At 56.3% G+C, this 22,614-nt stretch carries 15 protein-coding genes; 10 read left to right on the top strand and 5 right to left on the bottom strand.

The annotated features are described in order from the left end of the window. Positions 1-337 precede the first annotated feature (337 nt). Positions 338-3,328, top strand: a complete 2,991-nt coding sequence (locus tag PREDE_RS03585) for a DUF4450 domain-containing protein (RefSeq protein WP_005843227.1) — start codon at positions 338-340, stop codon at positions 3,326-3,328. Between the two features lie 31 nt (positions 3,329-3,359). Here the strand turns inward: PREDE_RS03585 and PREDE_RS03580 are convergent, their stop codons facing one another. Then, complete coding sequence (locus tag PREDE_RS03580; protein WP_005843229.1) at positions 3,360-4,490, bottom strand: sensor histidine kinase; 1,131 nt, start codon at positions 4,488-4,490, stop codon at positions 3,360-3,362. 54 nt (positions 4,491-4,544) lie between these two features. Then, a complete protein-coding gene (locus PREDE_RS03575; protein WP_015298441.1) occupies positions 4,545-5,888 on the bottom strand; it encodes a sigma-54-dependent transcriptional regulator in 1,344 nt (447 codons plus the stop codon). Between the two features lie 242 nt (positions 5,889-6,130). Here PREDE_RS03575 and PREDE_RS03570 point away from each other — a divergent pair, with 242 nt between their 5' ends. The 9 genes from PREDE_RS03570 (at position 6,131) to rd (ending at position 18,951) form a co-directional block, all read left to right on the top strand. Further along, positions 6,131-7,477 (top strand): TolC family protein, encoded by a 1,347-nt coding sequence (locus PREDE_RS03570; protein ID WP_005843233.1) that lies wholly within the window; start codon positions 6,131-6,133, stop codon positions 7,475-7,477. Next, positions 7,462-8,715, top strand: coding sequence for an efflux RND transporter periplasmic adaptor subunit (locus tag PREDE_RS03565; protein WP_005843235.1), 1,254 nt, complete (start codon positions 7,462-7,464; stop codon positions 8,713-8,715). The genes PREDE_RS03570 and PREDE_RS03565 overlap by 16 nt, the downstream gene beginning before the upstream one ends. 54 nt (positions 8,716-8,769) lie before the next feature. Continuing rightward, complete coding sequence (locus PREDE_RS03560) at positions 8,770-11,109, top strand: TonB-dependent receptor (protein WP_005843237.1); 2,340 nt, start codon at positions 8,770-8,772, stop codon at positions 11,107-11,109. 32 nt (positions 11,110-11,141) lie between these two features. Next, positions 11,142-13,538 carry an ABC transporter permease gene (locus PREDE_RS03555; RefSeq protein ID WP_005843239.1) on the top strand — a complete coding sequence of 799 codons (2,397 nt, stop codon included), beginning with the start codon at positions 11,142-11,144 and terminating at the stop codon, positions 13,536-13,538. A gap of 14 nt (positions 13,539-13,552) precedes the next feature. After that, entirely contained in the window at positions 13,553-15,943 is a 2,391-nt protein-coding gene (locus tag PREDE_RS03550) for an ABC transporter permease (RefSeq protein WP_005843241.1), read from the top strand. Between the two features lie 86 nt (positions 15,944-16,029). Continuing rightward, positions 16,030-16,692, top strand: coding sequence for an ABC transporter ATP-binding protein (locus PREDE_RS03545; RefSeq protein ID WP_005843243.1), 663 nt, complete (start codon positions 16,030-16,032; stop codon positions 16,690-16,692). Positions 16,693-17,146: 454 nt separating this feature from the next. Beyond that, positions 17,147-17,407: a membrane protein gene (locus PREDE_RS03540; RefSeq protein ID WP_005843245.1), complete on the top strand. Its 261-nt coding sequence runs from the start codon at positions 17,147-17,149 to the stop codon at positions 17,405-17,407. A 270-nt stretch (positions 17,408-17,677) separates the two neighbouring features. Then, on the top strand, positions 17,678-18,298 hold the full coding sequence (locus PREDE_RS03535) for a hypothetical protein (protein ID WP_005843247.1): 621 nt from the start codon (positions 17,678-17,680) through the stop codon (positions 18,296-18,298). A gap of 488 nt (positions 18,299-18,786) precedes the next feature. Next, positions 18,787-18,951 (top strand): rubredoxin, encoded by a 165-nt coding sequence (gene rd, locus PREDE_RS03530; RefSeq protein WP_005843250.1) that lies wholly within the window; start codon positions 18,787-18,789, stop codon positions 18,949-18,951. Between the two features lie 214 nt (positions 18,952-19,165). Here rd and PREDE_RS03525 read toward each other — a convergent pair whose 3' ends face one another. The 3 genes from PREDE_RS03525 to eno form a co-directional block, all read right to left on the bottom strand. After that, entirely contained in the window at positions 19,166-20,353 is a 1,188-nt protein-coding gene (locus tag PREDE_RS03525) for an FprA family A-type flavoprotein (protein WP_005843251.1), read from the bottom strand. An 85-nt stretch (positions 20,354-20,438) separates the two neighbouring features. Further along, the gene (locus PREDE_RS03520; RefSeq protein ID WP_005843253.1) at positions 20,439-21,047 is read right to left on the bottom strand and encodes an HAD family hydrolase; all 609 of its coding nucleotides are present in this window, start codon (positions 21,045-21,047) and stop codon (positions 20,439-20,441) included. 153 nt (positions 21,048-21,200) lie between these two features. Further along, positions 21,201-22,511, bottom strand: coding sequence for a phosphopyruvate hydratase (gene eno, locus PREDE_RS03515; RefSeq protein WP_015298439.1), 1,311 nt, complete (start codon positions 22,509-22,511; stop codon positions 21,201-21,203). Between the last annotated feature and the right edge of the window lie 103 nt (positions 22,512-22,614).

Here is a 22,614-nt window from a genome sequence, read left to right as displayed (position 1 = left end):
GGGAGTCCTTTGCCTATTGGGGTTGCGCGAGGTTCGCCTCGCGCGCGTACGCGTGTATGTTTTAGAGAGAGGTTACGCCAGTGGCTTGAGAGAGAGAGAGAGAGTAGCAAATTATTTGGAACTACCAAACAATTCGACGAAAAATTTGCAGGAAATTTTGCGGTTCCCTGCGCCTCTTCAGCTCTGTTGTATCTCTTAATGGTGTACATGTTTTGCGACAAATGCGGTGCAAAGGTAGTGAAAGTTTGCGGAACGGGCAAAAGAAAGTTGAAATAATCACGAAAATGACATCTTTTGATTAACTTTACAGCGCAAATCACTTATTCAACAAACAGAAATGAAACGAAACAATCTACTCTTCCTTGCACTTCTCGTCTGCATATTCATATCGGAAGCCCCGGCAAGGGCGCAGAACACGGCTGCTGTGGCGCGCCCTACGTCTTATCTTCCCTCCGGGCTCGACATTGTGTGCATCAACGGCCGGCAGCGCTACACGCGGGCCCTCTATGGCGGCCCCACCGTTTTCCGGCTGGAGACGAGCGACAGGCCGGTTTTCGCCACCTATTATAATAAGGGAGGTCATCGGCACATCGATTTTGCACTTCGTGTGGGAACGGCGAAACTGCCACTCGACTCCACGGCATGGTGCGAGGCCCGCTATCAGGGTGGCCGGCGCACTTATCGGCTGCGTGACCCACAATGGGGCGGGGGAGAGCTGCACGTCACGGCTCTGGCCGATGCCGACCGCGAAGGAGCCGTGTGGCAGCTATGGGCCACGGGGTTTGCCGCGCCGGTGACGGTGGAGGCTCGGCTGTCGGCCACCCGGGTGCAGAAGTTCCGTCGGGCCGGAGACATCGGCGGGTTCGACCGTGACGACGCTTTCGAGGCCGCACCGCCCGTTTTGCAAACCGTCGGTCTGGCACTACCTGCAGACCAGCCGGCCTATGTGGCCCTCGACACCACGGCCCTCACCGTGACCGACCAGCCGGCACTGGCCCGGCGTTACGACCGGGCCGAGCGCCACAGACTGGCGCTTGCGAGCCGCGTCGTCGTCTCCACGCCCGATGTCTGGCTCAATCCTGTGGGCGGAATCCTCACGACGGCGGCCGACGGGGCCTGGGACGGGCAGACGTGGCTCCACGGGGCCGTGGGCTGGCGGTCGCAGTTGCCCGGATGGCGTGGGGCTTATGCGGGCGACTTCCTGGGCTGGTCCGAACGGCAGCAAAGTCATTTTGAGGCCTATGCCCGCAGTCAGGTTACGGGCGTGCCCGCCGTGCTGCCCCATCTGCCGGACACGGCCAACCGGCTGGCCCGCGGGGCATACCGATGGGGCACGCCGATGTACTCGGACGGCTATATCTGCTGCACACCGGGAAACAACCACCAGTTTCACCACTACGACATGAATCTTGTCTACATCGACGAACTGCTGTGGCACTTTCAGTTCGATGCCGACACGGCGATGATGCGCCGGTTCTGGCCCGTCATCCGGCGGCATCTGGATTGGGAGAAACGCACATGGGACCCCGACGGCGACCATCTTTATGATGCCTATTGCTGCATCTGGGCCAGCGATGCCCTGCAATACAACAGCGGAGCAGTGACCCATGCCTCGGCCTACAACTACCGGGTCAACCGCCTGGCTGCACGCATCGCCGAACTTGTCGGCGAAGACCCGGAGCCTTATCGGCATGAGGCACAGGCCATTCTGCAGGCCATGAACTCCCGCTTGTGGATGGAGCCACAGGGACACTGGGCCGAGTTTCAGGACATGATGGGGCACAGGCTGGTGCACCCGGACGCCGCCCTGTGGACCATCTACACCGCCGTGGACAGCCGGGTCTGCACGCCCGGTCAGGCTTGGCGTGCCATGCAGTATGTGGATCGTCACATCCCCCACATTCCTTTTACTTATCAAGGCCAGCCGTATGCCACGCTGAGCACCAGCGACTGGGGCCCCTACGAGTGGAGCCTGAACAATGTGGCCATGGCCGAAGTGATGCACACCGCCTTGGCCTATTATGAGGCGGGACGGCCCGAGACGGCCACACGACTGCTGCGGAGCAATATCGTCGACTTCATGTATGCCGGAAAGTCGCCGGGCAACCTGGGGCAGCTCTCGGCCCTCGACCGCAATACGGGTGAGGGCTACCGTGACTTTGCCGACGTGACGGGCATCTGCAGCAGGGCCGTCGTGGGCGGTCTCTTTGGCATTACGCCCCAGGCTCTCGACGGCCAATGTGTCATTCGCCCTGGCTTCCCGGCCGAATGGGACAGCGCAGCCATCCACACGCCCTACCTGGACTACCGATTTGAGCGGCGGGATGGGCACGACATCTATACCGTGAGCCAACGGTTCGCCCGGCCGCTTCAAATGGTGATTCGGCAGAATCTGGGCGGCGGTCGTTGCCGCGATGTGGTGGGTACGATCGACAGCGTGCAGACCATCACCCTGACATCGGTGCCCGCCGATTCCCTGCACGAGCCCTCAGACACGTGGCCGCAGCCCCTGCCGGAAGTCAGCGGCACGGCTTTTTGCGTGGACAGTGCAGCTCAATTCACACCGGTGCGCCTCGCCCGCTACTTCAATGCCAATGTGACCGACATTTTCCGCAACAGTTATCTCTCGCCACGATCGCCCTATACGACGCTCGCCCTGCCCACGCAGGGCATCGGCGACTGGTGCTCCACCATGCGCACGGCCGACATCGACGACTCTGGTCTGCGCACACTGGCCGGCCCACGGGGGTGGGTCATGCTGGCCGGAGTGCCATTTGCCACGCCGGCCCAGGGGCGCAACATCATATTTGCCAGTTTGTGGGACAATTATCCCGACAGTGTAACCGTACCGTTACATGGGCACGCCAACCAAGCTCTGCTGCTGATGGCCGGCTCCACCAACCCCATGCAGTATGCCATGGTGCAGGGCATCGTGCGTGTCGGCTATACCGACGGAACCGCAGACACGCTGGTGTTGCGTAGCCCGGACAACTGGTGCCCCATAGAACAGGATTTTGATGACGACGGTTTGGCTTTCCGTCTGCCCAAGCCTCGGCCGCTGCGTCTCTCGCTCCAGACAGGCCGGGTGAGCCGCACATTGGCCATCTCGCAAATCAAGGAATCGGCGCAGCCTGGTGATACGACGGGCATCAGGCATTCTTCTGCCGACCTGCCCAGTGGCAAGAAGCCCGTGCTCGACATTCCCGGCGGGGCTGCCCAGCTTCTCAGTCTTCCGCTCAATGCCCGCAAGAAACTCCGCAGCCTCACCGTCACCGCTGTGGCTAACGATGTGGTGTTGGGGCTCATGGCCCTTACGCTGCAACGCTGATTAAATCATGAAGACGGTGGGGAACCGGCTTTTAGTTGAACGTCAGCCGGAAAGTGGTAAGGCAACGGTCGGGGATGCTGATGAGCACTACAGAACCATTGCTCACGCGCATGATTTGCCGCGAAATGGAGAGCCCGATGCCGCTTCCCTCGTTTTTCGTAGTAAAGAAAGGTATAAAGATATGTGACGCCACTTCTTCCGGAATCTGCGGACCGTCATTGCTGATGTCTATGACCACCGATTCCTGTGCATTGCTGTAGGCATGCAGCCAAATGTTGCCGCCCGGGCCCAAGGCCTGGGCGGCGTTTTTCATGATGTTGGTGACCACGCGTGTGATAAGCCCCTCGTCGGCATAGACCAGCAGCTCCTTGGGTTCCACCTGAATGTGTATCCGGGCATCGTGCTTGAGCAGCGGTTGCGTCAGCCGGGCCATGCGTTCCAGGAATGGCTCTACATAGAACAATGTAGGGGTGGGCGTAGGCACGTGGGTAAACTTGCGATAGTTCTCCACGAAAGCCATCAGCTCTTTGCTGGTTTGGTTGATGACGTGCAGCCCCTCGTGCTGCTCTCCCGTCGACTTGCGCAGCAGGGTGTCACTCAGTGAGATGATGGGGGTCACGGTATTCATTATTTCATGGGTGAGCACACGTGTGAGCTTCACCCAGCTGTCTATCTCCTGGTTGGCCAGTTCTCCGTGAATGTCACTGAACCCAATGATGGTGACCCGACGGCCTTGGAGCATCGTGTGCGACTGGCGAATGGAAAATCCTGCCAGCTGCTCCCGAATCTGCTGAATATGAGAGACAGTCTCTCTCTGCAGCAATGTTAGCGCGGCCCTGTTGCTGCGCAGTACGATGCCACGCTCATCGTCCACGACCAAGATGCCAGTATCCACGCTGTTGAGAATCAGTTCAAAATATTTCTCATGTTCAATCTGCTGCTCGCGCGCATGCTGCAAGATGGTTTTGATGCGGTTGAGCGAGGTGTTGAGCAGTTGTTCGTCGGCCTGTCTCTTGTCTTCGGGGAACCGAAAAGTATAGTCGCCGTTGTCCAGTGCGTCGAACATGAAAGCCACCTTGCGGATATTTCGCCGGTACCGTCTCAGCAACCGCACATATCCGACCAGCATCACGACGAGTACCACAATCAGCCATCCCTCCATCTCCATCATCTTTACCTCTATCCAAATTTTGAATTTAGAATTCTAAATTTTGAATTACAAACCGTATCTCTTGATTTTGTTATAGAGGGTCTGGCGCGAGATGCCCAGCTGTATGGCCACTTGCGAGAGATTGCCCTCACAAGTGCGTATGGCTTTCTCAATGAGCAGCCGCTCCATTTCGTCGAGTGTCTGTGCCTCCTCCATCGGGTCCCGTTCTTGTCGGGCCGTGTCACCGCTGATGTCTTCGGCATCCACCATCTGCCCGCTGCTTAGAATCACGGCCCGCTCGATGGCATGCTGCAATTCGCGGATGTTGCCATACCAGGGCAGCATGGCTATTTTTTGTTCGGCTGTAGGCGAGAACGTCTTGCCTTGTTTGTCATACCGATCGGCATACTGATTCAGAAAGAGTCGGGCCAAAGGAATGAGATCGGTCTGCCGTTCGCGCAAGGGAGGCAGGTGCAAGTGAATGGTATTGATGCGATAGAGCAGGTCTTCGCGGAAACTTCCTTCGGATACCATCTTGGACAGATCGCGATTGGTGGCACAGACCAGCCGCACGTCGATGGCAATGGGTTTCGACCCGCCTACGCGTACGATACTCCGCCGTTGCAGGGCTGTGAGCAATTTGGCCTGTAGCCCATAGCTCAGGTTGCCTATCTCGTCAAGAAAGAGTGTTCCGCCTTCGGCCTGTTCAAACTTGCCGGGGCGGTCGGTCTTGGCATCAGTAAAAGCTCCTTTGACATGCCCGAAAAGTTCGCTCTCGAACAAGGTTTCCGTGATGGCACCCATGTCGATGGGCATGAGCTGGGCTTCGTGGCGGTGTGACAGTCGATGAATTTCTCGGGCCAGCACTTCCTTGCCCGTCCCGTTCTCGCCGGTGATGAGGATATTGGCATCGGTGGCTGCCACTTTCTCGACCATCGTGCGCAGCTCGCGCATGGCCGGCGATTCACCCCAGAACATGCCATTGTCTGTCTGCTTCCTGTCCGTGGCATGCTGTTTCCGTCCTTTCTGTGTCTTGCGATAAGCGTTGACAAGCGTTTCGATGAGCTTGTCGTTTTCAAAGGGCTTGACGATGAAGTCGGCCGCTCCCTCCTTAATTCCTGATACGGCGAGCTCAATGTCAGCATAAGCCGTGAAGAGCACCACTTCTGTCGCAGGGCGCAGCCGCTTGATTTCGCGAAGCCAGAACAGTCCTTCGTTGCCATTATTGATGCCGCTGCGAAAGTTCATGTCGAGCAATACCACGTCGGGCTGGACTTCGCGCAGTCGGGCTGGAATATGGGTAGGACTGGCTATTGCCACTACGTGGGCAAAGACACCGGCCACAAGCATTTTTACCGATGCAAGTACATTACGGTTGTCGTCTACAATCAGAAGGGTTCCTTGGTTCATGATTTCTACTTTGCAACAAAAATAGCCATTATTTGTTGAACAGACAAACAAAGGGTATGCTTTTTTGCATACACGTCCGGCCGCCGGCTCGCTATCCCGTATTGTCCGAATCATCTGCATTGTCCAATACTTGGACGGGAGTGTCTAATTCTTGGACATCCCCTGCAACCATCCTTTTTTAATAACCGTCTATGTTACAGCGATATAGTTTTTTGGCATGGCATTGGCCCTGTAAATCGTGTATGAACAGAATATTTCAACTTTTCCTATTGTCCGCCGTCCACATGCCGGTTGTTGCCCAGAGTTCTGTCTGGACCATGGAGCGTTGCGTCGGCTATGCGGTGGAGCATGGCATCGACCTGCGCCGGCAACGGGTGGAGACTGAACAGAGTCATTACGATGTCCGCATGGCCCGGCTGGAACTGCTACCTACGATAGCCGCCGAGACGACAGGGCAATACAGCTGGGGCCGCAACATTGACCCGGAAACCAACACCTACAACACCATTACCACATTCAATAACTATTATAATGTAGGGGCTGTGCTCAATCTTTTTGATGGCGGACAGGCCATCAAGGCCCTGCGTCGTGCCCGCCTTGCCCGTGCCCAGGCCGAAACCACTCTGCAAAAATTGGCCGACGACAAAGCCATTAACGTAATGGCTCGATTTGTGGAGGCCGTGTACAGCCGTTGTTGTGTGGCTTTGACCAGCCGCAAGCTGGCCGACAGCCAAGCCCTGTTGGCCAAGACACGCCGCCTTTTTGAGCTGGGCGAGAAGAGTCGGCCCGATGTGGTGCAGATGGAGAGCCATGTAGCCGATGACGACTACCAGTTGCTTCATCAGCAGAATGTGGCCCGCCAGGCCCTGCTGGCCCTGAAAGCGGAAATGAATTACCCCACGGCCGATTCTCTGTGTCTCGACACCACGGTTGCCACAGCCTTGTCTTCCGCTTCCCTGTCATCGACAATTGCTGGGGCTGAAAGGCTCTATAGTTCTTTTGAAAGCCTGTCGCCCGCCGTGAGGGCAGCCCAGCTCTCTGTAGAACAATCCCGATACGACTGGCTCATCTGTCGTGCGCAGCAGCTACCCTTGCTGAAAGTGGGAGCCGGCTTGTCGACCAATTATTACCGTAATCTCTCTCAGGAAAGTGGCAGTGCGAACCCATTCGGCCGGCAGTTTCACAACAACTTGGGCGAATATGTCTACCTGTCGCTTTCCATTCCTATCTTCGCCCCCGGTCGGTGGCGTTCGGCCCGGCGGGCCAAGACCGACTGGATGAAAGCACGGCTCAACCTTGTCGAGGTGCAACGGCAACTGCACGACGACATAGCCAAGGCCGTGATGGATCGCGATGGTTATTGCCGCGAGATGAGACAGATGGAGCGCAAGGTGGTGGCCGACAGTCTGGCCCATTACCTCTGCTGTCGCAAGTATGAGGAGGGCATGCTCTCCACTTTCGACCTTCACACGGCAGCCCAAACCCTGCAGGAAAGTCGCATTCGGCTGCTGCAGATGCAACTGATGCTTGTCTTGAAACAGAAACTTGTCAATTATTATCAAGGAGAACCGCTATGGACATCCAAATAAAACAAAAGAAATTTCTCATTCCCCGTAAGTATTGGGCTTGGATAGCGGGAGGAAGCCTGCTGGCCGCCATCCTGCTTTGGCTGGCTTTTTCCAACTTCGCATCTACCCTGCGCATAGATCGGCGTGGACTCACGCTCGGCAATGTACAGCGAGGACAGTTCGATGACTATGTGTCTGTCGATGGCAACGTGGTGCCTATCCAGGTGGTACAAATCAGTCCAGAGGAGGGGGGCATCGTTACTGAGAAAGTGATCGATGAGGGAGCACGCGTCCACAAGGGCGACATCATCGTTCGACTGAGCAACAGCAATCTTGACCTTGAGATTCTCAATGCCGAGAGCGAACTGGCCGAGAAGCAGGACATGCTGCGCAATACTCAGATTTCGATGGAACAAGACCAGCTCAACAACCGCAACGAGGCGGCGCAGCTGGCCATGGATCTGCAAGCCAAGCATCGTGCCTACAGCCATCAAAAAGCCCTGCAGCAGGAGCAGCTCAACTCGCGTGAAGACTATCTCCGTGCCCAGGAGGACTACGATCTGGCTGTGAAGAAGAACCGTCTCATCCAGCAGCGACTTCAAAAGAGTCAACAGTTACGCCGGGCGCAGATGGATCAGATGGCCGACAACCTCAACTCCATGCAGCGCAATGTGCAGCTCGTGCGTGCCCGCAAGGCGCGTCTCGACGTACGTTCCACCATCGATGGCGAGGTGGGGCTGCTCGATGTGGAACTGGGACAGAGCATCATGCCAGGGCAGAAAATAGGAGTCATCAACGATTTGAGCGACTACAAGGTGGAGGCTCAGGTCGACGAGCACTATATCGACCGTGTGCGTAGCGGCCTCACTGCTGTCTTCGAGCAGAACGGTCGCAAGTATCAGCTTGCCGTCCGAAAGGTTTATCCCGAGGTGCGCGACGGTCGTTTTCGCATCGATTTTGTGTTTCATGGCTCCCGCCCAGCCAACATTCGCACCGGCCAGACCTATTACATTGACTTGCAACTGGGCGAGGCCAAGCCTGCCGTTCTCATCCCTAAGGGCACTTTCTACAGCGTCACCGGAGGCCAATGGATATTCGTTCTCGACAAGAGTGGGCGCAAGGCCTACCGCCGCAAGATTGTCATCGGCCGGCAAAATCCACAATATTATGAAGTCATCGAAGGTCTGGAGCCTGGCGAACGTGTTATCGTGAGTGGGTACGAGGGCTATAAGGACAACGAAGTGTTGGTACTGGAGTGAGGCAACTCCTCTAAAATAGAAGATAGCATAAAACAATAGAACGACATACGGAAGATGAAAAAGCGTATCATCCACTTACTGACGGCCATGATGGCCCTGCTTGCTGCAACCACGTCTTGGGCCGTAGACACCCCCACGCCCCTTGCACCGGCACACAGAATAAGAGGCACGGTGACCGATGGGCGCGAGCCGCTCGCGGGAGCCTTGGTGCGGCTCATACGTCCGGACTCAACTTTGGTCACAGGCGTTGCGGCCAATGCCGACGGTACATTCAGTCTGCGCGACTTGGACAAAGGCAACTATCTGTTGTCCATATCCTGCCTTGGCTACGAAACGGCGACACTGTCCCTGAACAATGTGGAGAGCGACGTGAACATCGGGCAGGTGACTCTCTCCATGGAGGGCAAGATGCTGAACGATGTCGAGGTCACCGCCTCGCGGCAGGTCAACAAGATAGACCGCCAATTGCTTATTCCCTCGAAAGCGCAGATCGCGAGTTCCAACAACGGCGTGTCGCTGCTTCAGCGCATGCAGCTCGACCGTATTCAGGTGGATGCCCTCAAAGGCAGCATCACCACCACGCTCGGCGAAGCCGTTCAGCTGCGCATCAATGGCGTACAGGCCACCATCAAAGAGGTGCAGGCATTGCAGCCCCGCGACGTGCTCCGCATCGAATATCACGACATGCCGGGGCTGCGTTATGGCAATGCAGCTGCTGTGCTCGACTACATCGTGAAACACAAGACGGCGGGTGGCAGCTTCTCGGTCAGTGGCAGACAGGGTGTTTCTTTGCCTGGAGCCGGAGATTACCAGACCAATGGCAGCTGGCACAACGGTCGGTCGGAAGTGAAGGCTTCCGGCAACTGGAGTCGGCGACGGCTGAAATGGACACGCGAGAACTACGAAACCTTTGTCTATCCCACGGACACCTTATATAATCAGGAACTCGGAGAACCCACCCCTGTGGGCTACGACAATGTCGATTTGTCCGCTGCATATATCCACACCGGCGAGAAAAACATGGTGAGTATCACCCTCCGCGACCAACTCGACAACAATCCCGACGAGATGTCAAGCCGCGTCAGTACGCTGCATCAGGGCGGCAAGACCTACCATGTGAACGACCATCTCTCCACCTGGTCCAACAGCCCCTCGCTCGACCTGTACTGGCAGACCGACCTGCCCTGCAACCAGCATCTTTATTTCGACCTCGTGGGCACCTACATCGACAGCCGCAGCGATCGTGACTACACGATGGGCACCAGCGACACCGACATCTCGTCTGCCATCACCAGCCACACGCGTGGAGACAAATATTCGCTCATCGGCGAAGCCATCTACGAGAAGTTCTGGGGCAACAGCAAACTCTCGTTCGGACTGAAACACACCTGGCAACATGTGCGCAACAGCTATGCTGGAAGCGTGGAGGCCAATGTGCGCATGCACACAGACGACACCTACGGCTACGGCGAGTACCAGCGGCAGCTCGGCTCACTTACGTGGAATGTGGGATTGGGCCTCACCCGTTCTGCCTACAATCAGGAGGGAAACAAGCGCACCACCTATGTGCCGCGTCCCAACTGGATGCTTGCTTATGGCATCGGCAAGCACGTATACCTGAAATACCACGGCTATGTCTCGTCCTATTCGCCCTCGCTTTCCGATTTGAACGACGTTTCCCAACCCATTGATGCCTACCAGATTCAGCGTGGTAACCCCCACCTGAAGACTGTTACGTTCGTCTCCAACGACCTCATGATTAGCTGGAACACGCCGCATCTCCGCCTCATGGCGGGTGGGCGTTACAGCTATGACCATCGGCCCATGATGGCGTCGACATACGATGAGGGCGGCATTTTTGTCCGCACTACGGAAAACCAGCTCGGTTTTCACCGTTTGCAAACGCAGCTTTCCCTCACCTACAAACCTTGGAAAGACGGGCTCTCCATCCGGCTCACGCCGTTCTTCAATCGATACATCAGCCTTGGACATGCCTATACCCACACCTACAGCAACTGGGGACTGCGTGGATACATCACCGCCATATACAGGCATTGGGTGGCAGAAATGTCTTTCCGCACCCGCTACAAATCGCTCTGGGGCGAGACCATCACCGACACAGAAAATGGGCACAACCTTGCCTTGGGCTACAACCCCGGTCGGTGGAGCATCAGTCTGGAAGTTTACAATCCTTTCTCCAACCACTATTCGCTGACCAATGTCGACCTCTCCCGTCTTGCTCCGGCACGCAAGGTGACACGTTCCAAGGACTTCTGCCACCTCTTTTTTGTCAATGCATCGCTCAATCTCGACTTCGGCAAGAAGCATGAAGGGAAGCAGAAGCGCATCAGCAACCGTGATGAAGACACTGGCGTGATGATAGGAAAGAAATAATTTCTCTGTATTTTCCAAACAACCCATTTCCCATGAAGACTTTTGAGACCATACATAGAGGACTTTCCTCCTATCTCATTTTCCTTTCGCGCAACAAGGCCTACACGGCCATCAACGTTTTTGGCCTGAGCTTGTCCTTGCTTTTCGTGTTGCTCATCGGCGTGTACACCTGGCAGGAGAGCCGGGTGGACCGCCAGTTCACCAAGGCCGACCGCATTTATATCTATGGCTTGGAGATGCACGCCCAGGGCGTGTCAGAGCTGTACACCGGTGGCAACTGGCGGTTGCAGAAGTATTTTCGCAGCCGTTATCCCGAGATTGAGAGTTCGTGTGCCTTGGCCAATTACTATCAGGGCGTGGTTACGCGTCAGGGCGACATGCCCACCAACTGCCTGACGTCACTTACAGACAGCACTTTCTTCGATATGTTCGATGTGACATTCGTTTTGGGCGACCGCCGCCGGGCCCTTGCCGACCGTGCCTCCATCGTGCTCACCACCGACATGGCCACGCGTCTCTTCGGATCTCCGGAGGCTGCGATCAACCGCAAGGTGTTTTTTCGCGACGGCAAGGCTTTCCGCGTGACTGGCGTGGTGCAGGTGAAAGAGAACACGTGCCTGAAGCCGGCCGATGCCTTCATCCGTTTTGAAAACATCGAATCTATCAATTCTTCCATGTTCAACGAGCGGTTGAGCAATGCCACCGGAGCACAGCTTTTCTTCCTTGTGCGCCCTGGTTCCAACTTCACGCAGAAAGAGAACGACATGGACGAGTACCAGAAGAAGTTCTTTTGGATATTCCAATCAGACGACATGCCCGTCTATACCAGATTGATTCCTCTCAACCGTTACTATTTCTCGGGGATTCAGGGTGAAATGGAGAACACGCTGAGGCAGGGTGACAGCAAGCTCGTGCACACGCTCTTCCTGGTTGGGCTTGTCATCCTGCTGTTCTCCGTGTTCAATTATATCAACCTCACCAATGCCCAGTCGTCCTATCGGGCCCGCGAGATGGCTATGCTGAGGCTGCTTGGCTCGCAGCGCATCGACATCGTGGTGCGCCTCATTCTGGAGAGCATCATACTCTGCACGCTCTCGATGGCTGTAGCCCTGCTGCTGGCTTGGGCCGCTACACCTTATGTGGCCCGGCTGCTCGACACCACGCTTCTGCTTTCCGTCCTGTTCCATCCCGTTACGCTGTTGCTGCTTGTGGCCTTTGTGTTGCTGCTGGGACTGCTGGCCGGACTCATCCCCGCCACCATGCTGTCGGCCAGCAAGCCCATCGATGTGGTGCGGGGAACTTTCCGATTCCGCAGCCACCAATGGCTGGGCAAGGCATTCATTGTGGTACAGAGCACGGTGACGATAGTGCTCATAGCCACAGCTTTCATCATGTCGGGCGAGATCAGACACCTCATCGCCATTCCCCGCGGCTACAACACACAGGGGCTGATGGAGGTCTACGTCATGGACGATTCCACCAAGATGGCAGCTTGGTACGACGGTCTGAAGCAGTTGTCCTGTGTGCAGAACCTGACCACTTGTTGCGGAACGCCTCATAGTGGCGGCAACAACATCACGTTCAACTTCAACGGAAAGACGCTCTCCACCCAGTGGCTTGTCGGCGACGAACAGTATATGAAGATTTTCGGACTGACGCTGAAGTCGAGCACCGGCCTACGCGGCAGGAATGGCGAATACTATGTGAACCGGCGTATGCTGGCTGACGAGGGTCTGCCGCTGACGAGCAAGTTTTTCTATCAGTGGGCCGACAAGCACGGAGTGGGCGAGCGTGAGACCCTGAGCGGTATAGTGCACGATTTTAATATCCGCGGACTCGGCTCGCGTCAGCACCCCATGGTAGTCAAAATTGCTCGGCGGGGCAGCTTCCAACCATGGGCCACAGTCATCCAGATACAGGGCGACCCCGTAGAGGCCTACCAGCAGGTGCAGCAACTTTTCAAGCGTATTTTTCATGAAGAACTTGATCTTGACGAGCCTTACCTCGACCAGAAAATCGCCGCCGAATACAAATCGGAGACGCGCATTGCCACCATTGTGCGCCTGTTTGCCCTCATCGCGGTTGTCATTTCCCTGTTGGGCTTGGTGGCCATGTCCACCTATCACATTCAGCAACACCGTCGCGAACTGGCTGTCCGCAAGGTGTTTGGTTCGTCGGGTCGTCAGGTTCGCATGCGGCTCGTCACCTCTTTCCTCGCCTATGTGGGCATGGCTTTCGTGATTGCTGTGCCTGTCGTTTGGTATTTCATGGCCGACTGGCTGAGCCGTTATCCCTACCGCATCACCTGGTGGCCCTGGCTTCCCGTGGCCGGGCTCATCGTCTTGGCCGTCAGTTTCTGTGCCGTGGCGATTCAAAGTTGGGCGGCCAGTAATGAGAATCCGGTGAACGTCATCAAGGAAAACCAGTAAATCCTACTGCAATCATGAACACATACAACGAATTACGCTCGGCCATACTCAACCTGCCCCGCCGTGGCCAGCACAATGTGGCCAAGATAGTCTGCCTGGCTTTGGGCTTGGCTATGAGTGCCGTTATCATTGCCGAAGTCTATTACGAGCAGACTTTCGACCAGTGTTATCCCGATTATCAGTGCATCTGCCGCGTGCAGGAGAGGTTTCGTCTGAACCAAGGCGAGCTTATGGAAAGCGCCAACACCTCAGGAGGCGTGGGCCCACTCATGCAGAAAACCATTCCGCAGGTAGAGTTGGCGACGCGTACCAATGTCATCGTGGGAAACGAAGAGCTCGTCCTTGACAGCATGGACCGCATCAAAGCCAGCATCTATACGGCCGACAGTTGCTTCTTCCGCATGTTCCCCACCCGGATATTGGAGGGCGATGCCGTAAAGGCTCTCACGGCTCCAGGCTGTTGTGCCGTGAGCCGTTCCACAGCCGAGCGGCTGGGAGGCCGCGTGGTGGGCCGCAGCATCTCTCCCGGACAATTCCCCCGACTGCGGTTTACCATCGTGGCCGTGTACGAGGATTATCCCCACAACTCCACGTTCCATGATTTCGATGTCATAGGAGCCATGAGCACCCAGCGCAATTTCGTTTACGACGGGCAGGACAATCTTGTGGGCAACGATCGTTACCAGAGCTTCGTGCGGCTGTCCAAAGGCACCTCGTCCGGCAGTCTCGCCAAGTCCATCCAGGCCATGATGAAAACACATTATCCCATGGAAGACCTCAAGAAAGCCGGTTGCTGGATGACGTATCTGCTCACGCCCATCAGCACCTATTACACCAGTCAGCCCAACGTGCACCAGATGTTCTGGATTCTTTCGCTGCTGGCCGGCGTGCTGCTGGTCACCTCCGTGCTCAACTATGTGCTCATCGTGGTGGGCAATCTCATTACCCGTACCCGCGAAATGGCCGTGCGCAAGTGCTTCGGTGCCGGCCGCGGCATTGTCTACAGCCTCACTTTCCATGAGGCGGCCCTTCACTTGTTACTGGCCGTGCTGCTGGCTGCCGCACTGCTGTGGGCCTGTCACGGCACCATCGAGCAACTGCTCTCGGCTCCGCTCTCCGTACTCATCTTCAACCGTGGGGCATGGATATTGGCCGCCCTTGCCCTGCTGGTGCTCGTCGTTGGCGGCTGGGTACCGGGTTGGCTCTACAACCACATGCCCGTGACCGCAGCCTTTCGCGGCTATGCCACGGCACGCCATCGCTGGAAGGTGCTCCTGCTCGGCGTGGAGTTTGCGGGTGTGGGATTCCTGCTGTCCCTGCTCTTGGTTACCGGCCGCCAGTACCAGTTGCTCACGGGTTACGACTTGGGTTATCGCTGCAACGACGTGAGTATGGTGAACATCAGTGCCCTCTCGGCAGCCGAGAAACGGACGGCCGCTGCAGAGGCGGCCCGGGTACCGGGCATCCGGCAAGTGTCGGTATGCCACGATCTGCCCCTCTACAGCCATTCGGGCAACAACGTGTCGCTGCCCGGCCAGGACGACCAACTGTTCAATATAGCTGATTTCTATACCGTGGGCGACCACTACTTCGAGCTCATGGAGATACCTGTCGTTGCGGGCTGCACGTTCACCCAAGGGGGCGACAGCCTGCGCGAGGTGATGGTGAGCGAGTCGTTTGCACGCCAAATGCGGAAACTCTGCAAGTGGAAGAGCGTGGTGGGGCGCCAGGTAGTCATCAGCGAGCACAGCGAAAACGGCCGTCCGCTCACCATCATCGGCGTGTACCGCGACGTGCATGTGGGCAATGCCACCAGCAATGCAGTCAACCGTCCCTCGGCCATGTTCTATGGACGCGCCGACCATGTCATGACGCAGACACTGCTCCTGCGGCTCGACCATGCGGACACGGAGACGCTGACAGCCCTGCACGACCGGCTGCAACGCTTCTTTCCCGGCAAGACCATCATGGTGGAGAACGTGGAAAACCTGCGCAACAATGCCTATGCGCCCCAGCTCCATTTCCGCAACGGAGTCATGACGGCAGGGTTTGTCACCCTGCTCATCGCCTTGGTCGGCCTGGTGGGATACGTGACCGACGAGGTGAACCACCGCCACAAGGAGATAGCCCTGCGCAAAGTGAACGGTGCCCAAGGCCGCGACATCCTGCGGCTCTTCGAGCGCGGCATCATGCTCACGGCCGTGCCTGCCGTGGTGGTGGGCGCGACGGGGGCCGCCTATGTGGCTGCCCAGTGGATTCAGCTCTTCGACAATCGCATCACGCTCTCGCCGTGGCTGTTCGTCGGCGCCGCCCTGTCGGTGCTGGTCATTGTGGCCATCGTGGTGGCCCTGAACTGCCGCCGGGTGGCCTGGGGCAATCCAGCGGTGTTCCTCCAGCAGGAATAGCCGTGCCTTCCCACGTCGTCAGCCGTGTCGAACAGGCTGGCATTGAAGCGGCAAACAACAACAAGACAACACTAACAACAACCAAAATGATAGAAGTAGAGAATCTCAGCAAGTCGTTTCGCACGGAAGAAGTGGAGACGATTGCACTCAACCTGGTGTCGTTCCGCGTGGACGACGGAGAGTTTGTAGCCGTGATGGGGCCTTCCGGTTGCGGCAAATCCACACTGCTCAACATCCTCGGACTGCTCGACAATCCCACGAGCGGGGCCTACCGGCTCGACGGAACCGAGGTGGGCGGACTGAAAGAAAAGGAGCGCACCGACGTGCGCAAGGGCAAGATTGGCTTTGTGTTCCAGAGTTTCAATCTCATTGACGAGCTCAACGTCGAGGAGAACATCGGACTGCCGCTCACTTATCTTGGCGTGCCCCGCAACGAGCGGCGGGAGCGCGTCCGGGCCATGATGAAGCGCATGGACATCAGCCATCGCGCCAAGCATTTCCCACACCAGCTCTCGGGCGGACAGCAGCAGCGCGTGGCCATTGCGCGGGCGGTGGTCTTCGGCCCCAAGCTCATTCTGGCCGACGAGCCTACCGGCAATCTCGACTCGAAGAACGGAGCGGAGGTGATGCAGCTGCTCACCGAGCTCAATACCGAGGGCACCACCATCGTCATGGTGACTCACAACGAGCACGACGCCCAGCGGGCCCATCGCATCATCCGCCTGTTCGACGGCCAGATTGTGGGTTGAGGCTGCCGTGTGCCGCGTGCCGATGGGAGTGGGGGAGCGTGTCCCGAACCCCCGAGGGCATGGTGTTGAATTTGACGACAACGGAAACAACAAACATCAACATGAAACCGTATGGGCCGGCCTATGTGCCGATCCATACGGTTGGAACAAGCGTTTGTCAGTGCAAGGGGCTTGGGGAATGTCCCACTGGGGCATGCTTGTACATACGGGGCAGGGGAGTACATTAAAATTCTGGCTATATGTTTGGCCGACATCCTGCCGCAATTGATAGGCCGCCATAGCCTAAACAGGGAGTTAAAGATTGGTTAAACAAAACACAAGGCTTTGCAGTTGCTCTCAATTTTTCTACCTTTGCAACAATAAATTCATATAGTGATGGCAGCAAAAGCAAGGTTTTGGAAGAAAGACAGCCTTTGCCTTGTTTTAATTTATCCACTGACAAAAGGAAGATAACATGACGAAAGAAAAGTTTTTTGGAACTATGGGATGGATCGGTATGGCGACATCGGTATTAATGTACATCTTTTATTTTCCACAAATAGAAAACAACTTAGCCGGGCACAAAGGTACTTTCATTCAGCCATTTATGGCAGGCGTCAACTGTACACTGTGGGTAGCTTATGGACTCTTTAAGGAGAAGCGCGACCTTCCCCTTGCCATAGCCAACACTCCTGGCATCATATTCGGCTTCGTTGCTGCTTTCACAGCATTGTAACTCCGATACGTTCAAGCGCAATTACAAAGCCCCGTGTTGCGCATGGACGTTTTTTTTGAGGATTTCGTCTTCCCTGTCGTATATCGTTGTCGATGCCGTTTGCTATAAACGTTTTGCCTTTCTGGCATTTAGTAGACGGCAAAGGCAAGCACAGCACCTATGGAGCGAAGTGATTAAGGAAAGTTAAACCCCGAGCTTCCTTCGTTTTTTCGTGCAAGGTTTCGGCCTGTTTCTCCTTATTTATATAGCGTAACCTAAAAAGTACGAACCATGAAGGTATTCTCAAAATCAATGATGGGGAGCATGGTGGCCTTGGCCACCATCGCTCTTTTCGGCGCCTGCCTCACCGATGAAAACGACAAACCACAACTCATCATCGACCCTATCGAGCCCTATGTCGTGCTGGATACGGCGGGTGTGGCGAGCATCCCCCATCTGGAATCCTATTCGGAAGAGGAGTTTCGACAACACATCGTGGGGCGTTGCTGGTATTGTGAGGCGACATACGAGATAAACGACAAGGGCGTAGCCCTCGCAATGAACATCTGGAAAGATATGATCGGCATGGGCCCCACACACTATTATTTCGACGCCGACTCGGTGACCATGTTCTACTACGACGACGCACACGCCAACATCAACTTGGGGCGGCGCACCAAAAAATATGCCTACAGCTATCGTGCAGCCGACAATGGCGTCTACATCAATGGCTATAGGCAATGGCAGATTGTTCCTCCGGCAAAGGGGGACAACGCGTATTTAAGTGCCGTCGACTTTATCGGCACGCGCTCGGACCACAGCCTTTCGTATGGCTGGAGCACGTATCGGGCGTTGAGTGCGCGCGAGATGCACGCACTGTGCAACGACTACGGCCTCACGGCCAGGCCCTGAACTCAGTCGAGCACCGTGCCACGGGTCAGGGCATACCTGCCCGCACCCGTGAAGCAGAGGGCCAGCTCACCCGTAAAGTGCCTTGTGCATGCCATGAAAAAGCATGAGCACGCCTATGCCCAGCCGGAGAACCAGCAGTCCCAAGTCGGGATTGCACATGAAATCTTTGTCTAAATTCATCATCTTGCTTGTTTTTGCGCCTCTCGCGAGGCTGATTATTGAAAAGTGTGCCACTCGAAGTGGGGTGCAAAAATAATGAAAAAGAGACGACGAAGCAAGAGATTCGGCGAAAAGATGGGGTGGTTTTTTATTTTGTAACATTTACAAAACAAAAAGTCTCCAAATCGTTTTGAATCTGAAAAAAATCGCTTATCTTTGCAGCGTTGAAGGGTTGTCGTGTCTGCTGGAACGCCAGCCGGACAAGCGACCATCCCAACAACGACAAGCGAACAAGAACATATTATTTTTAAAAATTACACAAAAAGATTATGAAGAAGTACGTATGCGACGTGTGTGGCTGGGTGTACGACCCCGCAGTGGGCGACCCCGACAATGGTGTTGAACCCGGAACGGCCTTTGAAGACCTGCCCGAAGATTGGGTGTGCCCCGAGTGCGGAGTGGGCAAGGAGGACTTCAGCCCCGTTGAAGACTAAGCCCCTTTTTATATGACAACAGCCCGCCTGGCTTCCGAAGAGCCAGGCGGGCTGTTGCGTTGATACGCTGCCGTGTGGGCGACAAACGTGCAGACGGCGTGCGACGACACCGTAAACGCGTCGCGATCAGCCCGTAATCGCAACGCGTTTGCGGCGTTTTCGCGGGGCCGTTGCGCCGTGAAGGCAAAGCCCTTGCTGCGGAATGGTTGCCACTCTACTCGGCCAAGAGGCGCTCGGCCATGGCTCGTCCGAGTGCCTCGCACTGGGCCGTGGTCTCCGGCGAGAGCGACTGCTTCATCTCTACCGGCGTGCCTACAGGCTCGAAGTGGAGCTTGTTCTCGTTCCACTCGCCGATGGTGGCCACGGCCTTGCCGGCCCAGCAGTAGCTGCCAAACCAGCCGAGGAGGTGGTTCTTGATGTCGCGGTTGGCGATGGCAGAGAGCAGAAGCTCCATCTTGGGGAAGAGGCTGTTGTTGTAGGTGGGGGCGCCGACAATGAGGCCGCGGTAGCGGAAGATGTCGCGCAGCACGTAGGAATAGTGCGTCTTGCAGAGGTTGACCAGGCTGATGTTGGTGAGTCCGGCCTGCGAGGCGGCGCGGGCGATGCCCTCTGCCATCTGTGCGGTGTTGCCGTACATGGTGCCATAGGCAATGACGAGTCCGCGTTCGGTCTCGTATTTGCTCATCTTATCGTACATCTCCACCACCTTTTGGACATGCTTGTGCCACACCGGACCATGGGTGGGGCAGAGGTAATCGAGCTGCACGCCGGCCAGTTTCTTCAGCGCATTCTGCACCGGAGTGCCATAGCGGCCTACGATATTGGAGTAGTATCGCACCATCTCAAGCCAGTAATCTTCGGTGTGGATGTCGTCGTCGAGCACGCCGCCGTTGAGCGTTCCGAAGCAGCCGAAGGCGTCGCCGGTAAAGGCTACGTGGGCGTCAACATCGATGGAGACCATCGTTTCGGGCCAGTGCACCATCGGAATGAGCGTGAAAGAGAGCGTGCGTGAGCCCAGCGAGAGGGTGTCGCCCTGCTTTACTTCGATGCCGCCGTCTTTGATACCATAGAAGCCGTTCATCATGTCGAAAGTCTTTTTATTGCCCACAACGCGCACGTCGGGATAGAACTGGCGGAGCAACGAGAGGGAGCCGCTGTGGTCGGGCTCCATGTGATGCACGACGAGATAGTCGATGGGGCGGTCGCCTATGACCTCGCGGATGTTGGCAAGGAACTGTGGAAAGAAGTCCACCTCGACGGTATCCATGAGGCATACTTTCTCGTCGACGACGAGATAAGCGTTGTAGGTAACGCCGGCGGGCAGGGGCCACAGGCCTTCAAAGTAGGCCTTGTTGGTGTCGTTGACGCCAACGTAATATACCTTGTCGGTAATCTGTTTCATAGTTGTGGGATGTTTATGTGTTATACTGTGATGATACGTTTCTCGATGCGGCACACCTTGGCCGTGCCGTGGCGGTTGCTGCGTATCAGATGGAGGTCTGGAGCAGGGGCGTCAGGTCGCGGCGCAGCTGGGGAGTGTCGCGGAATACCAACCCCGGCATGCCCACGGCTCTGGCCCCGTCTATGTTTTCGGGCTTGTCGTCGATGAAGACACACTCGGCTGGCTCCACGCCGAATTTCTCGAAAAAACTGTGATAAATGGCGGGCTCGGGCTTCAGTTGGTGCACGTCCTTGGAGAGCAGGTAGCCGTCGAGCAGGTCGAAAATGCTGAACTTTTGCATCACTTCGTAGACCCGCGACGACCAGTTGGAGAGGCCCAACAGGCGGTAACCTTGGGCGCGGAGCTCGGTCATGAGCGTGCGCATGCCCTCCATTTCGGCGGTGAAGATGTCGGTATAGTGCTCGTCGAACTGCTGCAAGGCATCGGCATAGTCGGGCCAAAGGCGTTTCTGCTGCTCAAAAAAGTAGGCCGGTTCGTGCTCGCCGCGATCCATCTCGGCATTGATTTCGCCTGTGAAAACATGTTGCATGAACCATCGGGCCCGCTCGCGGCTGCCCAGGATGGACGTAAAGAAAACCGTGAAGTCGTACTGCACGAGCACGCCTCCAAAGTCGAATACAATATTCTTGACCATAAATGGAAAGACGTTTTAGCGTGGGGCAAAGGTACGAAAATAGGGGGACGTGAGCAAGGAACGGCATATGAAAAGTGTACGAACCGCGGTAAATGGCAACAAAAAGAGGGTATGCCTGTCGGCATACCCTCCGGATGTGTGGTTGGAAAGTGCTTACTTCAGCTTGGTGTAGCCGTACTTGGCAGAGCAGCAAAGCTCTTCCTCGATGCGGATAAGCTGGTTGTACTTGGCCATGCGGTCGGTGCGGCTCATCGAACCTGTCTTGATTTGGCCCGAGTTGGTGGCCACGGCGATGTCGGCAATCGTGGTGTCCTCGGTCTCGCCGGAGCGGTGAGAGGTGACGGTGGTGTAGCCGTGACGGTGTGCCATCTCGATGGCCTCGAGGGTCTCGGTGAGCGAACCAATCTGGTTCACCTTAATCAGGATGGAGTTGGCAGCACCCATCTTGATGCCCTTCTCCAGGAACTTCACGTTGGTCACGAAGAGGTCGTCGCCCACGAGCTGGCAGCGGTCGCCGATTTTAGCGGTGAGTTTCACCCAGTTCTCCCAGTCGTTCTCGTCAAGACCGTCCTCGATGGAGTCGATAGGATACTTGGTAATGAGCTCCTCGAGGTAGGCAATCTGCTGCTCGGCAGTGAGCTTCTTGCCGTTCTTCACGTCTTTCGGCATGCCGTTCTTGAGCTGGCGGTAGTCGTAGAACCACTCGCCGTTCTCCTGTACGGCAAACTCAGAGGCTGCGCAGTCCATGGCAATCTTCACGTCCTTGCCGGGCTCGTAGCCAGCATCCTTGATGGAAGCGATGATGGTGTCGAGTGCATCCTCGATGCCGTCGAAGTTGGGGGCGAAGCCACCCTCGTCGCCTACAGCCGTGGAGAGGCCGCGCTTCTTCAGGTTCTTGGCCAGAGCGTGGAACACCTCAGCACCCATACGGATGGCTTCTTTCTCGCTGGCAGCGCCAACCGGACGAATCATGAACTCCTGGAAAGCGATGGGAGCATCGGAATGGGCGCCGCCGTTGATGATGTTCATCATGGGAACGGGGAGGGTATAAGTGTTGCAGCCGCCGATGTAACGGTAGAGAGGAATGTTGAGTGCCTTGGCAGCGGTCTGGGCAACAGCCAGGGAAACACCGAGGATGGCGTTGGCGCCGAGCTTGCTCTTGGTGGCGGTGCCGTCGAGTTCAAGCATTTTGTAGTCGATCTTGCGCTGCTCGAGCACGCAGAAACCTTTCAAGGCGGGAGCGATGATGTTGTTCACATTGTCCACGGCTTTCAGGACACCCTTGCCGCCGAAACGGTTCTTGTCGCCGTCGCGGAGCTCCAGAGCCTCGTTCTCACCGGTAGAAGCGCCAGACGGAACACTGGCACGGCCCATGACTCCATTCTCCAACGTTACTTCAACTTCCACTGTAGGATTGCCGCGTGAGTCGAGAATCTCACGAGCGTGCACTTTTTCAATTTTCATCGTTTTACCTTTTATAATTAATGAATAACAATAAGTCCTTTTCTTATCTTGTGCAAAGTTACGGCCAAAAAATGGGTTAAACAACTTTTTACCCCGCTTTTTT

It is taken from the genome of Prevotella dentalis DSM 3688 (genome assembly GCF_000242335.1).
GTDB classification, from domain to species: domain Bacteria; phylum Bacteroidota; class Bacteroidia; order Bacteroidales; family Bacteroidaceae; genus Prevotella; species Prevotella seregens.
Note: the sequence above shows the minus strand (reverse complement) of the source record. Positions and strands in the feature narration are given on the sequence as shown.

Excerpts from the sequence above, each read along its gene's own strand:
- PREDE_RS03585 (WP_005843227.1), top strand. The coding sequence starts at position 338 with ATGAAACGAAACAATCTACTCTTCCTTGCACTTCTCGTCTGCATATTC.
- PREDE_RS03580 (WP_005843229.1), bottom strand. The coding sequence starts at position 4,490 with ATGGAGGGATGGCTGATTGTGGTACTCGTCGTGATGCTGGTCGGATAT.
- PREDE_RS03575 (WP_015298441.1), bottom strand. The coding sequence starts at position 5,888 with ATGAACCAAGGAACCCTTCTGATTGTAGACGACAACCGTAATGTACTT.
- PREDE_RS03570 (WP_005843233.1), top strand. The coding sequence starts at position 6,131 with ATGAACAGAATATTTCAACTTTTCCTATTGTCCGCCGTCCACATGCCG.
- PREDE_RS03565 (WP_005843235.1), top strand. The coding sequence starts at position 7,462 with ATGGACATCCAAATAAAACAAAAGAAATTTCTCATTCCCCGTAAGTAT.
- PREDE_RS03560 (WP_005843237.1), top strand. The coding sequence starts at position 8,770 with ATGAAAAAGCGTATCATCCACTTACTGACGGCCATGATGGCCCTGCTT.
- PREDE_RS03555 (WP_005843239.1), top strand. The coding sequence starts at position 11,142 with ATGAAGACTTTTGAGACCATACATAGAGGACTTTCCTCCTATCTCATT.
- PREDE_RS03550 (WP_005843241.1), top strand. The coding sequence starts at position 13,553 with ATGAACACATACAACGAATTACGCTCGGCCATACTCAACCTGCCCCGC.
- PREDE_RS03545 (WP_005843243.1), top strand. The coding sequence starts at position 16,030 with ATGATAGAAGTAGAGAATCTCAGCAAGTCGTTTCGCACGGAAGAAGTG.
- PREDE_RS03540 (WP_005843245.1), top strand. The coding sequence starts at position 17,147 with ATGACGAAAGAAAAGTTTTTTGGAACTATGGGATGGATCGGTATGGCG.
- PREDE_RS03535 (WP_005843247.1), top strand. The coding sequence starts at position 17,678 with ATGAAGGTATTCTCAAAATCAATGATGGGGAGCATGGTGGCCTTGGCC.
- rd (WP_005843250.1), top strand. The coding sequence starts at position 18,787 with ATGAAGAAGTACGTATGCGACGTGTGTGGCTGGGTGTACGACCCCGCA.
- PREDE_RS03525 (WP_005843251.1), bottom strand. The coding sequence starts at position 20,353 with ATGAAACAGATTACCGACAAGGTATATTACGTTGGCGTCAACGACACC.
- PREDE_RS03520 (WP_005843253.1), bottom strand. The coding sequence starts at position 21,047 with ATGGTCAAGAATATTGTATTCGACTTTGGAGGCGTGCTCGTGCAGTAC.
- eno (WP_015298439.1), bottom strand. The coding sequence starts at position 22,511 with ATGAAAATTGAAAAAGTGCACGCTCGTGAGATTCTCGACTCACGCGGC.